Source organism: Thioalkalicoccus limnaeus (assembly GCF_041197575.1).
Classification (GTDB): Bacteria; Pseudomonadota; Gammaproteobacteria; order Chromatiales; family Chromatiaceae; genus Thioalkalicoccus; species Thioalkalicoccus limnaeus.
The window spans coordinates 1-16501 of the sequence record NZ_JBDKXB010000032.1; the positions used below are offsets into that span (position 1 = coordinate 1).

General features: G+C 67.0%; 13 protein-coding genes. 10 read left to right on the forward strand and 3 right to left on the reverse strand.

Going from position 1 to position 16501, the window contains the following annotated elements; all coding sequences use genetic code 11:
* Positions 1-222: 222 nt before the first annotated feature.
* Positions 223-822 carry a class I SAM-dependent methyltransferase gene (locus tag ABC977_RS16015; RefSeq protein WP_369668284.1) on the reverse strand — a complete coding sequence of 200 codons (600 nt, stop codon included), beginning with the start codon at positions 820-822 and terminating at the stop codon, positions 223-225.
* A gap of 164 nt (positions 823-986) precedes the next feature.
* Here ABC977_RS16015 and ABC977_RS16020 point away from each other — a divergent pair, with 164 nt between their 5' ends.
* On the forward strand, positions 987-2396 hold the full coding sequence (locus ABC977_RS16020; protein ID WP_369668285.1) for a WD40/YVTN/BNR-like repeat-containing protein: 1410 nt from the start codon (positions 987-989) through the stop codon (positions 2394-2396).
* 5 nt (positions 2397-2401) lie between these two features.
* Positions 2402-2680, forward strand: coding sequence for a MoaD/ThiS family protein (locus tag ABC977_RS16025; RefSeq protein WP_369668286.1), 279 nt, complete (start codon positions 2402-2404; stop codon positions 2678-2680).
* Between the two features lie 156 nt (positions 2681-2836).
* Here the strand turns inward: ABC977_RS16025 and ABC977_RS16030 are convergent, their stop codons facing one another.
* On the reverse strand, positions 2837-4996 hold the full coding sequence (locus tag ABC977_RS16030) for a hypothetical protein (RefSeq protein WP_369668287.1): 2160 nt from the start codon (positions 4994-4996) through the stop codon (positions 2837-2839).
* Positions 4997-5245: 249 nt separating this feature from the next.
* On the opposite strand from ABC977_RS16030, the gene sucC reads away from it, so the two are divergent.
* The 6 genes from sucC to ABC977_RS16060 all read left to right on the forward strand — a co-directional run bounded on the left by sucC (position 5246) and on the right by ABC977_RS16060 (position 13555).
* Positions 5246-6430, forward strand: coding sequence for an ADP-forming succinate--CoA ligase subunit beta (sucC, locus tag ABC977_RS16035; protein ID WP_369668288.1), 1185 nt, complete (start codon positions 5246-5248; stop codon positions 6428-6430).
* Positions 6427-7299, forward strand: a complete 873-nt coding sequence (gene sucD, locus ABC977_RS16040; RefSeq protein ID WP_369668289.1) for a succinate--CoA ligase subunit alpha — start codon at positions 6427-6429, stop codon at positions 7297-7299. Before sucC ends, sucD begins: the two co-directional genes overlap by 4 nt.
* A gap of 201 nt (positions 7300-7500) precedes the next feature.
* Positions 7501-9084, forward strand: coding sequence for an NAD+ synthase (locus ABC977_RS16045; protein WP_439849199.1), 1584 nt, complete (start codon positions 7501-7503; stop codon positions 9082-9084).
* A 226-nt stretch (positions 9085-9310) separates the two neighbouring features.
* Positions 9311-9616, forward strand: a complete 306-nt coding sequence (locus ABC977_RS16050) for a hypothetical protein (protein WP_369668291.1) — start codon at positions 9311-9313, stop codon at positions 9614-9616.
* Positions 9613-10857 carry an AAA family ATPase gene (locus ABC977_RS16055; RefSeq protein WP_369668292.1) on the forward strand — a complete coding sequence of 415 codons (1245 nt, stop codon included), beginning with the start codon at positions 9613-9615 and terminating at the stop codon, positions 10855-10857. Before ABC977_RS16050 ends, ABC977_RS16055 begins: the two co-directional genes overlap by 4 nt.
* On the forward strand, positions 10841-13555 hold the full coding sequence (locus ABC977_RS16060; RefSeq protein WP_369668293.1) for a type I restriction endonuclease subunit R: 2715 nt from the start codon (positions 10841-10843) through the stop codon (positions 13553-13555). The genes ABC977_RS16055 and ABC977_RS16060 overlap by 17 nt, the downstream gene beginning before the upstream one ends.
* 142 nt (positions 13556-13697) lie before the next feature.
* On the opposite strand, the gene ABC977_RS16065 is transcribed toward ABC977_RS16060, so the two are convergent.
* Positions 13698-14009: a hypothetical protein gene (locus ABC977_RS16065; RefSeq protein ID WP_369668294.1), complete on the reverse strand. Its 312-nt coding sequence runs from the start codon at positions 14007-14009 to the stop codon at positions 13698-13700.
* A gap of 319 nt (positions 14010-14328) precedes the next feature.
* Here ABC977_RS16065 and ABC977_RS16070 point away from each other — a divergent pair, with 319 nt between their 5' ends.
* Both ABC977_RS16070 and ABC977_RS16075 read left to right on the forward strand, forming a co-directional pair.
* Positions 14329-15792, forward strand: a complete 1464-nt coding sequence (locus tag ABC977_RS16070; protein WP_369668295.1) for a DUF3375 domain-containing protein — start codon at positions 14329-14331, stop codon at positions 15790-15792.
* A 25-nt stretch (positions 15793-15817) separates the two neighbouring features.
* Positions 15818-16501 carry a DUF4194 domain-containing protein gene (locus tag ABC977_RS16075; RefSeq protein WP_369668296.1) on the forward strand — a complete coding sequence of 228 codons (684 nt, stop codon included), beginning with the start codon at positions 15818-15820 and terminating at the stop codon, positions 16499-16501.

Genomic DNA, 16501 nt, shown 5'->3' on the forward strand with positions numbered 1-16501 from the left:
TATCGACCAAAGGTGGCCCCTGTCCAAGACAGATCTCGTGCTGCTGGGCGGGCGACTCCCAAAGAAGCGTTCAGAGATGTTTTTTGTGGATCTCTTGTGCTGGGCAACATTCGCCGCCCCGTTGATTATTTTTCATGAGTCGAGCGGTGCCTTGTTTTTTTGACCGGCGCGGCGGGCTGGGGGTGAGCTGAATGGTGACCGTGTGTTCCGAGTCGTCGCCACTCAAGCCCGTTGGGCGACCATCAAGGCCAAGTCACCCAGTCCGGCTGCGGATGCAGCGAGTGGGCCTTCGGCCTGGTAGACGCGGATGGTCAGGTCGGGAAAGAGGCTGATCAGCTCGTTGCGGGCAAGGCGATAGGCCGGGTTGGACGGGCCACGGTCGCCTCGGCATTCCCGCACGAACGTCTGATAGAAGAGTAGTCCGTCCGGACGCAGCGCGGCGGCGATGCTTGGAGCCAGGGTGCGATCGAGGAAGTGTGCGACCAGGATCAGGTCGAAGCTCTCCGGAGTCGGCGGCAGGGCGGCGAGGTCGCGGACCTGAGCATCGAGTTGAAGCCCGCGCAGGCGCGCCGCCTCGCGCAACCGCGCGATGGCGATGGGGGACAGGTCCCATGCCGAGACCCGGAAACCCCGCTCCGCCAGCCAGAGCGCGTTGCCGCCCAGTCCGCAGGCCAGGTCGAGGGCGGTGCCTCCGTCGGGGAGCAAGTGCGGCCATTGGCGCAACACCAAGGCCGGTTCCGGGATCGCTGTCGCGCCTTCGTAGCGCGCGTCCCAACAGCGGGCGCAGTCCTCGGGTGTGGTGGGCGAGGTGGGATCGGTCATGGCTCGAAGGCGGTCACTCCGAAGGGTTCGTCGACGTCGGTCAAAGTCCCAATCTCTCGAGGGTCGCGACGAGCCGTTGTTGCCGGTCAGGGTCCGTCACGCGGTAGGTCTCCAGCCAGGCACGTTGACCGACGGGGACCTGGACACCACCCTACTATCGAGGGTTGCAAAAGTCATCGGAGACGGCTCGCCGCGACACGCTGCAAGGACGTCCGTGTCAGCTCGACGGCGAGATTCCTCCCGCCGACGGTCGCCGCGACCCGCCGCCGATTACTTTCGCGACGATCGATATTACTGGCCCGCTGTCGAAAATCAGTGTTGTCGTTCGTCCAGTTAACGGGACAGACGCAAACGTGTTGCCGTATCTGAAACCTCATGAGGGCAAACTGATGGCCGACACCATTCTTCTGGGGACCCGCAAGGGCACCGTCATCATCGATCGCCAAGCGGCGGGCTGGCGGGCGCGGCCCATCAACCACGCCGGCGTGCCGGTCTGTTACGCTGCCCGTGATCCGCGCGATGGCACCCTGTGGGCCTCTCTGGACCACGGACACTGGGGGCCCAAGCTGTCGCGCTCGCGAGACCGGGGTCGGACCTGGGACGACATCTCGTCTTTGAAATACCCCAAGGGCGCGCGTCACCTTGTCCAGTACCTGCCAACGCCGGACTTCGACCCCGCGGCGCCGGCCGGGCGCCCCGACTATGCCGGTGCCACCGTGTACAAGATCTGGCACATCGCCTTTGGGAGCGCGGGTCAGCCCGGGCGATTGTACGCCGGCACCATCCCCGGTGGCCTCTTTGTCAGCGATGACGGCGGCGATACCTGGACCCTCAACCGGCCGCTGTGGAACCATGAAAGTCGCGGCGGCGACCTGTTTGCCGGCGACGCCACCAGCGAGAACCACTGGGGTGGCACCCCAGCCAGTGTCGACTACGGCGTGTTCGAACCCGGTATTCACTCGGTCATCGTAGACCCGCGGAATCCGGATCACCTGCATGTGGCGGTCTCCTCCGCCGGTGTACTCGAAACCACCGATGGCGGCCAGACTTGGGCCGGGTGCAATCGCGGCCTGCTGATGGACTACCTGCCCAACCCCGAGGCCGAGTGGGGGCATGACCCGCACTTCGTGACCCACTGTCCCGGTCAGCCGGACCACCTCTGGCAGCAAAACCACTGCGGCGTGTTCTACAGCGACGATGGCGCCCAGAACTGGAGGAAGGTCAGCAGGCCCGAAGTGGGTGTGCATTTCGGCTTCCCGGTGGCCGTGGATGGACGGGATGGCCGCACCGCCTGGGTGGTCCCGGCGCGGGGGGATTCCGAGCGCATGGCCATCGACGGTGGCCTGTTCGTCGCCCGCACCAGCGATGGTGGCCAGTCCTGGCAGACTTTCCGCAACGGCCTACCACAGGAAGATGCCCATGACATCGTGCTCAGACACGGCCTGGACGTCGCCGGCGACCGCCTCTGTTTCGGCAGCACCACCGGTAACGTCTACCTGTCGGAAAACCGCGGCGAAACCTGGCGCTGCCTGGGCAACAACTTTCCCCCGATCTACTCCGTGCGCTTTGGGTGACCATCATGCCCACAGTCGAGATGACATCGCACCTCTACCGGTTCTTCCCCCAACTGGAGAACCACACCCTCAGGGTACCCTCTGGCTCGGTCGCCGAGATTCTGCACGCCATCAACGACCAGGTCCCCGGCTTCATCGACTACATCCTGGATGAACAGGGCGCCCTGCGTCGGCACGTGAACCTTTGCATCAACGATACCGTCGTGATTGACCGGAAGAACCTCACCGACCAGGTCCAGGATGACGGTACTGTGTTCATCTTCCAGGCCTTGAGCGGCGGTTAGCAATCAGGGCGAACCATTTCAAGTGACCAAGCTCGCGAGATCCTCGAGCATCAGGAACGGGTGATGCGGGTCGGTCGGGCTGGGCTCGAACGCCCAGGTTCGGTTGTTTCCGTGAAGGCCGCGTCGCGGTCGGGTGGCCGAATGGTGCGATCGTGGCTAACGCTCCGTGCAGCGCCGGTAGTCCTTCAGGTGACCGGCGAGGACCGCGCGCAGGTTGTCGAGCTCTCCCAGCAGTTCGCCCGGTGGGTCGTCCAACGCCTGATCCATGTAGCCGGTTGCGGCCTTGGACAGGGACCAACCGAGCGGTGGTGCCGCGATCGCCTGTTCGATGCGGCGGCGTGCTGCGTCGGTCTCGGCGCGGACGAGGCCGGCCTGGGCCGCCGCTGCGAGCGAGATCTCGATCACGGCCCCGCGCAAGTCGTTTTCGACGCGCCGCGCCGCGGCCCCCTCGAACTGTCTGGCCGAGTCGATCTCGGTGAGCCAGCCGCGGGCGTTGCGGGCATTCAGGAGCGCACGGATCGGCGAGCCCACCTCGCTCAGGAAGTCCTCCGACGGCGGACCTGCCGGACTCCCGAGATTCGCCGTCAGGGGCCTGTAGCGCGCCTGACAGATCGCCTCGCCGCGCGGGTCGTTGCGGATCATGATCAGGATCGGAAAGAGGGTCCGATCGTCGATCAGCTCGAGCAGATCCGTTATGGTGGCGGTTCCCGAGTTGTCGAAATAGCCGCCGTCGACGACGCGGATCTTCTGCGGCCCCTGATCGCCGGGCCCGATCAGGCTCCCGGCCGGGCTGAGGTACGTGAAACGGGCGCTGGCCCCAGCGGCGGCCGACGAGAGAATGGCCTGGGTCGAGAAACCGTCGCCGAGCAGGTCGAGCGTGTCGGGAAGGCCGCGAGGATCCAGGTTAGACAAGATCCCGCGGCGTCCGGAATCGACGACCGTGGTGTTCAACAACAAGCTCGGCAGACGCATCTGGTAACCATCGGCCCAGAGGTCGACGAAAGGTCCGCCGAGCGGGCTGTGGCCGTCGTCGAGGGCTCGCTCGAACGCGAGTTCGAGGAACCGCTGGCGGTCCGTTAACGCGAACGGGTAGGGGACGAACCGTTGCAGCAGGTCCGGGAACAGGAATCCGGCCGCCAGCGGGGACAGGAAATCCTGCCGCAAGGCCGTGCGCACGCTCGTCAACGTCGTTGCCGCCGCAGTGTCGTCCCGCTCGAGCGCCTGGCGCTTGACCGCCGTGTAGACGGCCGCGCCGACGCTGCCGCCGGACACCGCGCTGACGGCGAAGAGGTTCTCCGAGAAACCCGGGATGTCCTCCATCGCGGCCAACGACGGAGCCGTCCAATAGGCGGCGCGGATCCCGCCGCCCGAGGCCGCCACCAGGACCACCGGTTCACGTCCGTCGATCTGACCCGAGGCCGGATTCTCCTGGCGCCAGGCACGGTAGTGCTCGGGCGCGGTGAGCCGTTGGTGCTCCGCAACCTCGGCAGCCGTGCGGATCGCGTGATTGTCGTTGAACAGACTGAAGATGACGGCGAGCACCAGGACGAAGGCCGTCCCGGCTGGCTGGCCATTGGCCAGGAAGGAATAGGTCAGCACCAAGGCGCCGAACAGCGTGATCCCGGCCAGGCCAAACAGCATGATGGCGGGCGTGCCGAGGGCTTGCGGCCAGGTGACGGGCCAAGTCAAGAACCCGGCCACCAATAGGACCGCCAGCACGAAAGCGGTGATGATGAGGATCCAGTCTTTGGTGTCCAGACCCGGACTGGCCTGCTCGAGACCCGCTCGCGTCAACCCGAACAGCGTACGGCGTTGGATGACGAACCACATGAGCGCGGCGGCCAGGATCAGGAACGCAGCGCCGAGGATCCAGGCCGCCCATCCGGCGTCGCCAGCGACCCGGAAGAACCCGGCACCGATCGCAGCAGGGACTAGGAAACCGAACAGCCGGGGCCACCACTCGCGACCGAACGCCGACGTCGGTCGATCGAAGGACTGACCGGCGAAATCGGGGTCGAGCAGCCGTCTGGACGTATACCATAGGACCAGACCGAGGATCAGGGCGCCGGTCAGGAAGAACAGATTCCACAGCAGGGTGTTGCGCAGCGGCGTCCCGTATTCGGCCGACAGACGCAGGAGGTCCTGGCCCTGATCATTGAACACGAACACGAAGATCACCAGCACGACCGAGGCGGTCGCGTAGGCGCAGAGCCACAGGACCCGAATGATCGAGTTCCACAGGAAGCCCCAGATTCGGAGCACGACGCCCCGGGAGCGCCTGGCGGTGGCTCCGGACACCGGTGTCGTTTGCGCCATTTGGTGATCCTCCTCAGCGATCCGAGACACGGGGGTTGGTCCCTCCGTGTCCAAGCATAGACAATGCCCTCGTTCTTTGTCGGGGAGCCGACTGGCGGATGTCGTGGTCGGTGTCCGGGGCCGGCCGAACCCCATTCGATCCTCGGTGAAGGCGAAAGGGTGGTTCCAAGCGATGCCGTTCGCCACCTTGCCATCGGTCCGGCCGGCTGGCAGATTAGCGCCTTGACTTCACGGAGCGCGCCTCTCGAGATGAATCTGCACGAGTACCAAGCGAAAGACCTGCTCGCGCGCTACGGCGTGCCGGTGCCGCGCGGCCTGACCGTCACGTCGGCCGATCAGATGACCGGGGCGCTCGATGGCCTCGGTGGGTCGCGCTGGGTCGTCAAGGCCCAGATCCAGGCCGGTGGGCGGGGGCGCGCCGGTGGCGTGGTCCTGGCCGAGGGCCGCGAGCCGGCGCTCGCCGCCGCCGGACGTCTGCTCGGGCAGCGGTTGGTGACACGCCAGAGCGGCCCCGATGGGCTGCCGGTCGAGCGCCTGTTGATCGAAGAGACCTGCGAGATCGCGCGCGAACTGTACCTCGCGGTCCTCGTCGATCGCGCGACCGGTCGGGTCGCCTTCATGGCCTCGGCCGCCGGTGGCATGGACATCGAAGAGGTTGCCGCGAGTCGGCCCGAGGCGATCCTGTTCAGCCAGGTCGCGCCGGCGATTGGGCTGCTCCCGTGGCAGGGCCGGCGTCTCGGCTTCGGGCTCGGCCTGTCCGCGGCCCAGATCCGCGCGTTGCAAGGCGTGATGAGCGGTCTCTACCGGCTCTTCACGGAGTGTGATGCGAACCTCGTCGAGATCAACCCGCTGATCCTGACCCCGGCCGATGAGCTCATCGCGCTCGATGCCAAGGTCGTCCTCGATGACAACGCGCTCTATCGGCACCCGGAGCTTGCGGCCTGGCGCGATCCCGCCCAGGAGGACCCGCGCGAGGCGGCCGCGCGGGCCCATGATCTCAGCTACATCAGCCTCGATGGCAACATCGGCTGCCTGGTCAATGGCGCCGGCTTGGCGATGGCGACGATGGACCTGGTCAAGCTACACGGTGGGGCGCCGGCCAACTTCCTCGATGTCGGCGGTGGCACCACGGCCGAACGGGTGGCCGAGGCCTTCAAGCTGATCCTGTCGGACGCCAAGGTCGCGGGCATCCTGGTCAATATCTTCGGTGGCATCGTGCGTTGCGACCTGATCGCCGAAGGGCTGATCCAGGCCGTGCGCGAGGTCGCGATCCAGGTGCCGCTGGTCGTGCGGCTCGAAGGGACCCGCGCCAGCGAGGGTCTGGCGCTGCTCGCCGACAGTGGTCTGCCTTTGAAGACGGCCGAGGGTCTCGACGAGGCGGCCAGACAAATCGTTGCGGCCGTCGCGTCCAAGACGGCGGGGGAGGGACGATGAGCATCTTGGTCGATCGGCAGACGCGGGTCATCTGCCAGGGTTTCACGGGTCGTCAGGGGACCTTCCACAGCGAGCAGGCGATCGCCTACGGTACGCAACTGGTCGGCGGCGTGACGCCGGGCAAGGGTGGTCAGACGCATCTTGACCGGCCGGTCTTCGACACCGTGCACGAGGCCGTCGCGGCCACCGGCGCCGATGCGTCGATGATCTATGTGCCAGCGGCCTTCGCGGCCGATGCGATTCTCGAGGCCGCCGACGCCGGCATCCGGGTCATCGTCTGCATCACCGAGGGGATCCCGGTGCTCGACATGCTCAGGGTCAAGGCCAGTCTGGCCGGGTCAGAGGCGCGCCTGATCGGTCCCAACTGTCCCGGTATCATCACGCCGGACGCGTGCAAGATCGGCATCATGCCCGGCCACATTCATCGCCCGGGGCGGGTCGGGATCGTCTCGCGTTCCGGAACCCTGACCTACGAGGCCGTGCACCAAACGACGCAAGTCGGGCTCGGGCAAAGCACCTGTGTCGGCATCGGTGGTGACCCGATCCAGGGGATGGACTTCGTCGACTGCCTGCGTTGCTTCGAGCAGGATCCGCAGACCGAGGCCGTGCTCCTGGTCGGCGAGATCGGCGGCACGGCCGAGGAGGCCGCGGCGGCCTTCATCGCCGAACGGATGACGAAGCCGGTCGCGGCCTATATCGCCGGTGTCACGGCCCCGCCCGGAAAGCGCATGGGCCACGCCGGGGCCATCGTCAGCGGTGGGCGTGGCACGGCCGAGGACAAGTTCGCGGCGCTCGCGGCCGCCGGCGTCGCCGTGATCCGGTCGCCGACCGAGATGGGCCAGCAGATGGCCGAGCTGCTGCGCGATTAACGCGGCGCAGATCGATCGGCTGCCGAACAGGTCGACCCACGGATCGAAGCAGCAATGGGTCGACTGACTCGGCCAATGGGTCCGATATCCGTGTCCATCCGTGTGCATCCGTGGCCTTGATTCTGACGCGAACCGGCGCTGAACGGTCGATCCCTTCCTACCCTTGAGACGAGGTGCGCGGTGCGTATCCTGATGGCCCAGATGAACCCGCGGGTCGGCGATGTCGCCGGCAATGGCGCGCGGATCGCGGAGATCGCCAACGCGGCCCGGGATCGGGACGCGGCCGATCTCGTCGTCTTCCCGGAGCTCGCCTTGACCGGCTATCCGCCCGAGGATCTGCTGTTGCGCCCGGAGTTCCTCGATCGCGTCGAGACGGCGGTCGCGCATCTGCTCGAGGCCGTGCGCGGCATCACGTTGATCCTCGGCTATCCGCGCCGCTCGGTCGGCGGCCTGCACAACGTCGCCGGGATCCTGCGCGACGGCGTGCTGGTCGATGAGTACGCCAAGCAAGCGCTGCCCAACTACAGCGTCTTCGACGAGAAACGTTACTTCCAGCCGGGGCCGCTTCCGTGCGTCTTCGAGCACGAGGGCCAGCGGATCGGTCTGACGATCTGCGAGGACATCTGGGAGGAGGGGCCGGCCCGGCAGGCGGCCGCGGCCGGTGCCGAGATGCTGATCAACATCAACGCCTCGCCGTACCACGACGGCAAACAGCTCGAACGCGAGACGCTGCTCGCGATGCGCGCGCGCGAGCATCGGTTGCCGATCCTCTATGTCAATCTGGTCGGCGGCCAGGACGAATTGGTCTTCGACGGCGGTAGCTTCGTCGTCGATGCCGCGGGCGAGGTCTGCCAGCGCGCGCCGCTCTTCGCCGATTGCGGGTGTCTCGTCGAGATCGACCCCGGATCCCCGCCGCGACCTCGGCCGGGTGCGCTCGCGCCGTACCCGGAACAAGAGGCGGGCATCTACGAGGCCCTGGTCGTCGGGATTCGCGACTATGTCCGCAAGAACGGCTTCCAGGGGGCATTGTTGGGGCTCTCGGGCGGCATCGACTCGGCGCTGACGCTGGCCTTGGCCGTCGACGCGCTGGGCGCCGAACAGGTCGAGGCCGTGTTGATGCCGTCGCGCTATACGGCTGAGATCAGCATCGAAGATGCGCAGCAGCAGGCGCGCCAGCTCGGGGTCCGGTCGCAGCTGATCCCGATCGAGCCCGCGTTCGAGGCATTCCTCGGCCTGCTCAGCGCGCGCTTCGCCGGCCTCGAGCCCGACACCACCGAGGAGAATATCCAGGCCCGCTGCCGCGGTGTGATCCTGATGGCGATCAGCAACAAATCGGGACGCATCCTGTTGACGACCGGCAACAAGAGCGAGATGGCCGTCGGGTACGCGACCCTCTACGGCGACATGGCGGGCGGCTTCGCGCCGCTCAAGGACGTCTCCAAGACGCTCGTCTACCGGCTCGCGCGCTACCGCAATCGCGCCGCCCAGGTGATTCCGGAGCGGGTCCTGACCCGCGCGCCGACCGCTGAGCTCGCCCCGAACCAGACCGATCAGGACAGCCTACCGCCCTATGATCTGCTCGATCAGATCCTGTCGCGCTACATCGAGCAGGATCAGGGCGTCGCCGAGATGGTCGCGGCCGGGTTGCCAGAGGCCGAGGTGCGGCGGGTCGTTCGCCTCGTCGACCGCAACGAGTACAAACGGCGGCAGGCACCGCCCGGTGTGCGGATCACACGGCGCGCCTTCGGCCGCGATCGTCGCTACCCGATCACGAACGGGTTCTAGAAGGCTTCTCGTCCCGCCCCTTCAGTGCCCGGCACCGCTTACGGGGCAAGCGCCGAGAAGCCGGTGAGCGAGCACCGACGGCCCATCACGGCGGCCGTCAAAGATCAGAACGCGATGACGACCTGGCTTCGTTGGAATCAGGTAGATCACGGGTCAGGCCGCCCGAGTAGCGCGCAAGAGCGACCGTCGGAGGCGGAAAAAAGAACGAAAGCAGAATGGAATCCTGATGGCGACTACCGAAACCAACAGCACTGAACTCGGCTATGCCGATACATTATGGAAATCGGCCGACACGCTGCGCGGCCAGATCGACGCCGCCATCCTCGCCGTCGAGCGCAACAACCCGAACCTCAAGGGCAAGCTGCCGCGCGACTACGCCCGCCGCGGCATCGCGCCGCTGTTCGAGATGCACGCAATATCGCAACTTGAATCCCGCAAGCTCTCCGAGTTCCGTGACGACCTCCTCCCCACACTCTTCTCAGGCGCGGTGCGCGTGAAGGCAGCCGAACGAGTCCTGGAGACCACGCCATGAGCCCCCTCAGCGACACGTCGCCTGTCCCAGCGCGCATCGAATACTTGAAGGTGCAGAACTTCCGTGCGCTGCGCGAGGTGGAATTCAAGGAGCTGACCCCGCTGACGGTGCTGCTCGGCCCCAACGGCAGTGGCAAGTCCACGGTGTTCGACATCTTCGCGTTCCTTTCCGAGTGCTTCGAGCTGGGCCTGCGCCGCGCGTGGGACAGGCGCGGGCGGGCGAAGGAGCTGAAGACGCGCGGCGGCGACGGGCCGGTAGTGATCGAGGTCAAGTACAAGGAGCCGGGCTATCCGCTGATCACCTATCACCTGGCGGTGGACGAGCGCAACGGCGCACCGGTGGTGGTCGAGGAGTGGCTGCAATGGCGCCGCGGTCAGCGCGGAAGGCCCTTCCGCTTCCTGGACTATCGAGAGGGGCTGGGTCGCGCCGCGAGCGGCGAGGCCCCGGACGAAAAGGACCAGCGCATCGAGATTCCGCTCAAGTCGCCCGATCTTCTGGCGGTCAACGCGCTCGGGCAATTCGCGGACCATCCCCGCGCGGCGGCGCTGCGGGACTTCATCACCGGCTGGTATGTCTCGTACCTGTCGGCCGATAGCGCACGGGGCCAGCCCGAGGCGGGGCCGCAGGAGCGGCTGTCGCGAACCGGCGACAATCTGGCCAACGTAATCCAGCATCTGGCAGAGCGTCCCGGCGACCGGCTGGAGCGCATCTTCGAGGTGTTGCGCCAACGGGTGCCGCGCATCGAGCGGGTCTTGGCCGATACCATGCCGGATGGCCGGTTGCTGTTGCAGATCAAGGACGCGCCGTTCAGTCACCCGATCCTAGCCCGTTTTGCTTCGGACGGTACGCTGAAGATGCTGGCCTATCTGGTCTTGCTGTACGATCCCCACCCACCGCCGTTCATCGGCATCGAGGAGCCGGAGAACTTCCTGCACCCGAGGCTGCTGCCAGAGCTGGCCGAAGAATGTCGCGCGGCCACGGCCGCGACGCAGTTGCTCGTCACCACCCATTCGCCGTTTTTTCTCAATGGGCTGCGACCCCAAGAGGTGCGGGTGCTCTGGCGTGATGAGCACGGCTACAGTCAGGCGCGGCGCGCCGAGGACTTGCCGGGTGTGCGCGAATTCACCGAACAGGGGGCGCTGCTCGGCCATTTGTGGATGGAGGGTCAGCTTGGCGTCGGCGATCCACTCGTCAACCAAGGCGCGCCGACCCGGCCGCTGAAAGGTGGACGCTCCGCATGAGGGCGTCGCATCTGGTGCTGCTGGTCGAGGAGCCGTCGATGGAGGCCTTTCTGCGCGCCCTCCTGCCACGCCTGTTGCCACAGGACAGGACCTTCGAGGTACATGCCTTCCAACCGACACCCAGGCGGACCTCGGCGTCGCGATCGAGCAACTCGGTCGCTACATGCAGACCGCGCCGGACCTGTTCGTGCCGAACCTGCTGCTGGTCGTGTCGGACGGCATGCTGACCCGCGTCGGATCGATCACCAGCGGGCGCAGCCGCTTCATGCCTTGGCGGCCGCTGCACGATGACGGTGGTGGCGCGCCGACGCTGGAGGCGCTGATCCGCGGCTTGTTCGAGCCGCGGGCGCTGGTGGACTACCTCCGGAATTGCGTGACCTTCGAGGAGGACGAGCGCGGCGAGATCGCGAAGAAGATCGCCGGCTACCACCAGTTCCGCGCGGTGCGCAAGGCACGGGCCAGCGTGCTGGCGAGCCTGCGGCCCCCCTCGGGTGACGGCGACGGTCGCGGCGGCGTGATCTGGCACACCCAAGGTTCGGGCAAATCGTTGACCATGCTGATGCTGGCCGGCGCGCTGATCCGCGAGCCGCGCCTGACCAACCCGACGCTGGTCATGATCACCGACCGCAACGACCTCGACGACCAGCTCTTCGACACCTTTGCCGCCGGACGTGCGCTGCTGCGGCAGGCGCCCGTGCAGGCCGAGAGCCGGGAACAACTCGAGAGCCTGCTCGACCGCGCGGCGGGCGGCGTGGTGTTCACGACCATTCAGAAGTTCGCCGAGGCGCACGGCGTGATCTCCGAGCGGGCCAACGTGGTGGTCATGGCCGACGAGGCCCACCGCAGCCAGTACGGCTTCGTCGAGGGCGGCGCACGCTGGATGCGCGAGGCGCTACCCAACGCCACCTTCGTCGGTTTCACCGGCACGCCGCTGGAGCGCGACGACAAGAACACGATCCACGTTTTCGGCGAGTACGCGGACATCTACGACATCCGCCAGGCCGTCGAGGACGGTGCGACCCGGCCGCTCTACTACGAGTCGCGCATCATCAAGCTGAAGGTGGACGAGGACGGCGCGCGGATCGCCGAGGAAACCGTCGAGTACCTCGTCAACGCCGACCGAGTCGGCGAGCCCGTCGAAGAACAGTACCGGGTGCCGCTGGAGTCGCTGGTCGGCGCCCAGGAACGTATCGAACGCTTGGCGGCCTTCATCGTCGAGCACTGGGAGAAGCGCCGCGCCGCGATGGAAGGCAAGGCCATGGTCGTCACCATGAGCCGCGATATCGCCGCGCGTCTGTACGAGGCCATCCGCGCACTGCGCCCAGATTGGCACGACGCGGATGACGAACGGGGCGCGATGAAGGTGATCGTGACCGGAACGGCCGACGACCCGGAGCCGCTTCGCCACCATGTGCGCACCAAGACGGCGCGCAAGCGGCTGGCCGAGCGCTTCAAGGCCCCCGCCGATGATCTGCGGCTGGTGATCGTCTGCGATATGTGGCTCACCGGCTTCGACTGCCCGCCGGCGCACACCATGTACCTCGACAAGCCGCTGGCCGGGCACAACCTGATGCAGGCCATCGCGCGGGTGAATCGCGTCTATGGCGACAAGCCGGGCGGCTTGATCGTCGATCTGCTGGGGCTGGCCGACCAGTTGGCCGATGCCCTGGCCACCTACACCCAGGCCGGTGGCACGGGCGAGGCGGTCCGCGAGGTGCAGGACGAGGCGGTGCCGGCGATGCAGGCGGCGTTCGAGAAGCTGCGCGGTCTCTTTCACGGCTGCGACTACGAGCAGGCGCTCGGCGCGAGCCCCGAAGAGGTCCTTCCGGTGTACCTGCGCGCCATCGATCAGGTGTTCGGGCAGAACGATGGATGGAGACGCCTGCGGACGCTGGTCAAGGAATTGTCCGCGGCCTTCGCACTGGCGGTGCCGCGCCCAGAGACCGAGGCCATCACCCCGCATCTGGCCTTTTTCCAGCGCCTGGTCGTGATGATTCGCAAACGGCTGGCCGACGAGAGCGACGGCGGCGCCGGGCAGGCACGTCAGCGTGACATCGACGCGGCCGTTCGCCAGGTGATCGGCGGCGCGGTCGATGCCGGCGAGGTGATCGACCTGTTCGCGGTGGCCGGTCTGGAGGAGGCCAGGCTCGACATCCTGAGCGACGAGTTCCTCGGTCGGGTGGCGGCGCTGGAGCAGAAGAACCTCGCTTTGGAGACGCTACGCAAGTTGCTGAACGACCAGATCCGCATCACCGAGCGGACGAACCTCGTCCGGAGCAAGAAGTTTCGCGAAGCGCTCGAAGACGCCATGCTGCGCTACACGAACAAGGCCATCAGCACCGCGGAGATGATCGCCCGGCTGATCGACCTGGCCAAGCACCTGCGCGAGGCTCAGAAGCATGGCGAGGAACTCGGCCTGAGCCGCGAGGAGGTCGCGTTCTACGACGCCTTGGCAGATAACGCGTCGGCTCGGGAGGCGATGCAGAGCGATACGCTGCGGTTGATGGCGCGAGAGCTGACGGAGATGGTGAAGAGCATGCCTAGGTTGGACTGGACCCAACGTGAATCCGTGCGGGCGAGCCTGCGGCGTAATGTGCGAAGGCTGTTGGCCAAGTACGGCTACCCGCCGGATCTGGCGGAAGGGGCAACGCAGCTCGTTTTGCGGCAAGCGGAGTTGTCGACGGAGAATGCGGCATAGATCCTTGACGTGGATCGGCGCTCGGAGGCGTTTCCTGTGGGCGCTGGTCTATCCCGCTGCATTCCAACCCGATCCGCGTGGCCATTCCGTTCATGGAATCGCTGACCCCCGTTCAACTAATGGCGCCATTCTTCGGTTCGGGTCATTCCCTCCAGCCACCCCGAGGCGGACCTGGGGCGCGATGCGCGGCCCAAAGCAACAACAGCCAGCAGCCCGGCAAGACCAGCCAGGTCTCCCAGGGCCAGGCCGCGGTCTGCATCGTCAGCAGGGAGAGATTCTCGCCGCGGATTGTCTCGGCGAAGGCCCACCAACGGGATGCCATGAGCGCCGTTAGCGCGGCCATCAGGATCAGCCTCGGCCACCGTGACAGACTCGGCCAGACGACGACGACCAGTTCGAGGAAGTTGAAACCGTATCCGGCGGGCCGTCCCCAGTAGAGCAGCGTGAGGGCCAACGCAAAAACCAATGGAACCGTGCGATACTGGCTCTACCGTTGCGGCTCGGCCTTGTTGTCGCACCCGCCTGAGCGGTGGGTGGACTGCATCGCGGTCATCGATCGGACCTGGCGGGCCTCCTCGGACATTCTCGAATCGATATTCGGCTGCTACAAGACCTCATGGGTGCTGGATTCCGACCCCATTTAGCTCGGCCGGCTCGTCGGCCAGCTTCACAACCCCGGCGACGAAATCAACCAGATCCCTCGAAGATCCTCGTGACCGCGCGCTACATCTCCCCAACTGCGGCACCCGGTGCGGACTGATTCGCGGGCAACGATGGACCACGCGACCCTCTCCAGCCTGCGTGATAGACATCCGGCCTGGCGGCTGCTGGCCTCGCCGCACGCGCCGCTGATCGCGAGCTTTCTGCACCGGGTGTTCGTCGCGCCCAACGTACGGGCGATGAGCGAGGCGGACCTGGCCGAGGCGTTGGAGGATGCGCTCTTCGCGCTGCGCGAGCAGCTCGGCGCCGAGACCTACCCCAAGGGGGCATCGGAGTACCTCAACGACTGGGCCGCGCCCGACAAGGGTTGGCTGCGCAAGTTCTACCGACCGGGCACCGACGAGGCGCAGTTCGATCTGACACCGGCCACCGAGAAGGCCATCGTCTGGCTCGCATCGCTGACCGAGCGGCCGTTCGTCGGCACCGAGTCGCGCCTGCTGACCCTGTTCGCGCTGCTCGAGCAGATCAGCGCTGGCACCGAGGTCGATCCCGCCAAGCGCGCGGAGGATCTGCGCCACAAGCGCGACGCGCTCGAGGCCGAGATCGCCCGCGTGCTGGCGGGCGACGCGCCGCTGCTCGACGACACGGCGGTCAAGGACCGCTTCCTGCAATTCCAGCAATTGGCCCGCGAGCTGCTGGCCGACTTCCGCGAGGTCGAGCACAACTTCCGCGGCCTCGACCGCAAGGTGCGCGAGAAGATCGCGCTCTGGGAGGGGGCCAAGGGCGCCCTGCTCGACGAGATCATGGGCGAGCGCGACGCCATCGGCGACTCGGACCAGGGTCGCAGCTTCCGCGCCTTCTGGGACTTCCTGATGTCCAGTCGCCGCCAGGAGGAGCTCTCCGAACGGCTCGATCAAGTATTGGCCCTGCCCGCGGTGGCCGCGCTGAACCCCGACCCGCGCACCCGCCGGGTGCACCACGATTGGCTCGAGGCCGGCGAGCACACCCAGCGCACCGTGGCCCTACTCTCGCAGCAGCTGCGCCGCTTCCTCGACGATCGGGCCTTCCTGGAGAACCGGCGCATCCTGGAACTGCTGCATGGCATCGAGGGCCAGGCGTTGGCGTTGCGCGAGTCTATGCCCAGCGGAGCGGTGACGAGCATCGATGCGATGGGTGCCGACATCGATCTGCCGCTAGAGCGGCCGCTGCACACGCCGAGCGCCAAGCCGCGCCTTGCCGAGCTGGTCCTCGAGGCCGGCGAGGCCGAGATCGACACCGCCCGCCTGTTCGATCAGTTCGTCGTCGACAAGGCGCGCCTGCGGGCCGGTTTGCAGCGCGCCCTGCGCCGCAAGAGGCAGATCACGCTGCGCGACCTGCTGGAGGCCGAGCCCCTGCGACAGGGCTTGGCCGAGCTGGTAGCCTATCTGGAGCTTGCCCATGCCGGCGATGCCGGTGATGGCCTGCGCGCGGTCGTCGATGACAGGGTCGAGGAGCCGATTCGCTGGCAGGCCCGAGACGCCGACGGGGAGCCGGTCGAGCGCTGCGCCCGCCTGCCCAGGGTGATCTTCGTGCGCTGAGCACGGCCGCGATAGGGAGACGGAGATGAACGAGACGGCGCACGACGCCGACACCCCACCGATGGACAGCTCCGCCGGTGCCCTGCCGGAGGTGCCCGAGCTGTCGCAGCTGATGGTGCAGTTGCTCAAGGGGGTCCTGTATCGGGAAGACGACGAACGCCTGTGGGCGAGCCTCCTGCGCCTGCAGGCGCGGGTGCGGGAGCAGGCGGCGGTGCTGCTGCTCGACCTGCTGCTCGACGAGGCCGAGGGCTACGCCTTCCTCAAGGGCCGTCCGGATCCGGATCAGGCCGAAGGCGCGCCCCGCCTGCCGCGGCTCGTCGTGCGCCGGCCCCTGTCCTACCCGGTCAGCCTGATGCTGGCCCTGCTGCGCAAGCGCCTCGCGGAATTCGACGCTGGCGGCGGCGACACCCGGCTCGTACTGTCACGCGACGAGATCGCCGAGCTGATACGGGTCTTCCTCCCCGATGGCACGAACGAGGCGCGGCTGATCGATCAGGTGGACGCGACCATCTCCAAGGTCGTCGATCTGGGGTTCCTGCGCCGGCTCAAGCCCGCCCCCGGTGGCCAGGACAGGGGCCACTTCGAGGTGCGCCGGATCCTCAAGGCCTTCGTCGATGCCCAGTGGCTGGCCGATCTCGATGCGCGCCTGGAGGGGTACCGCACGGCGCTCTCGGGCGGATCGCTGGCCAAGGGGACCGATCGTGATTGA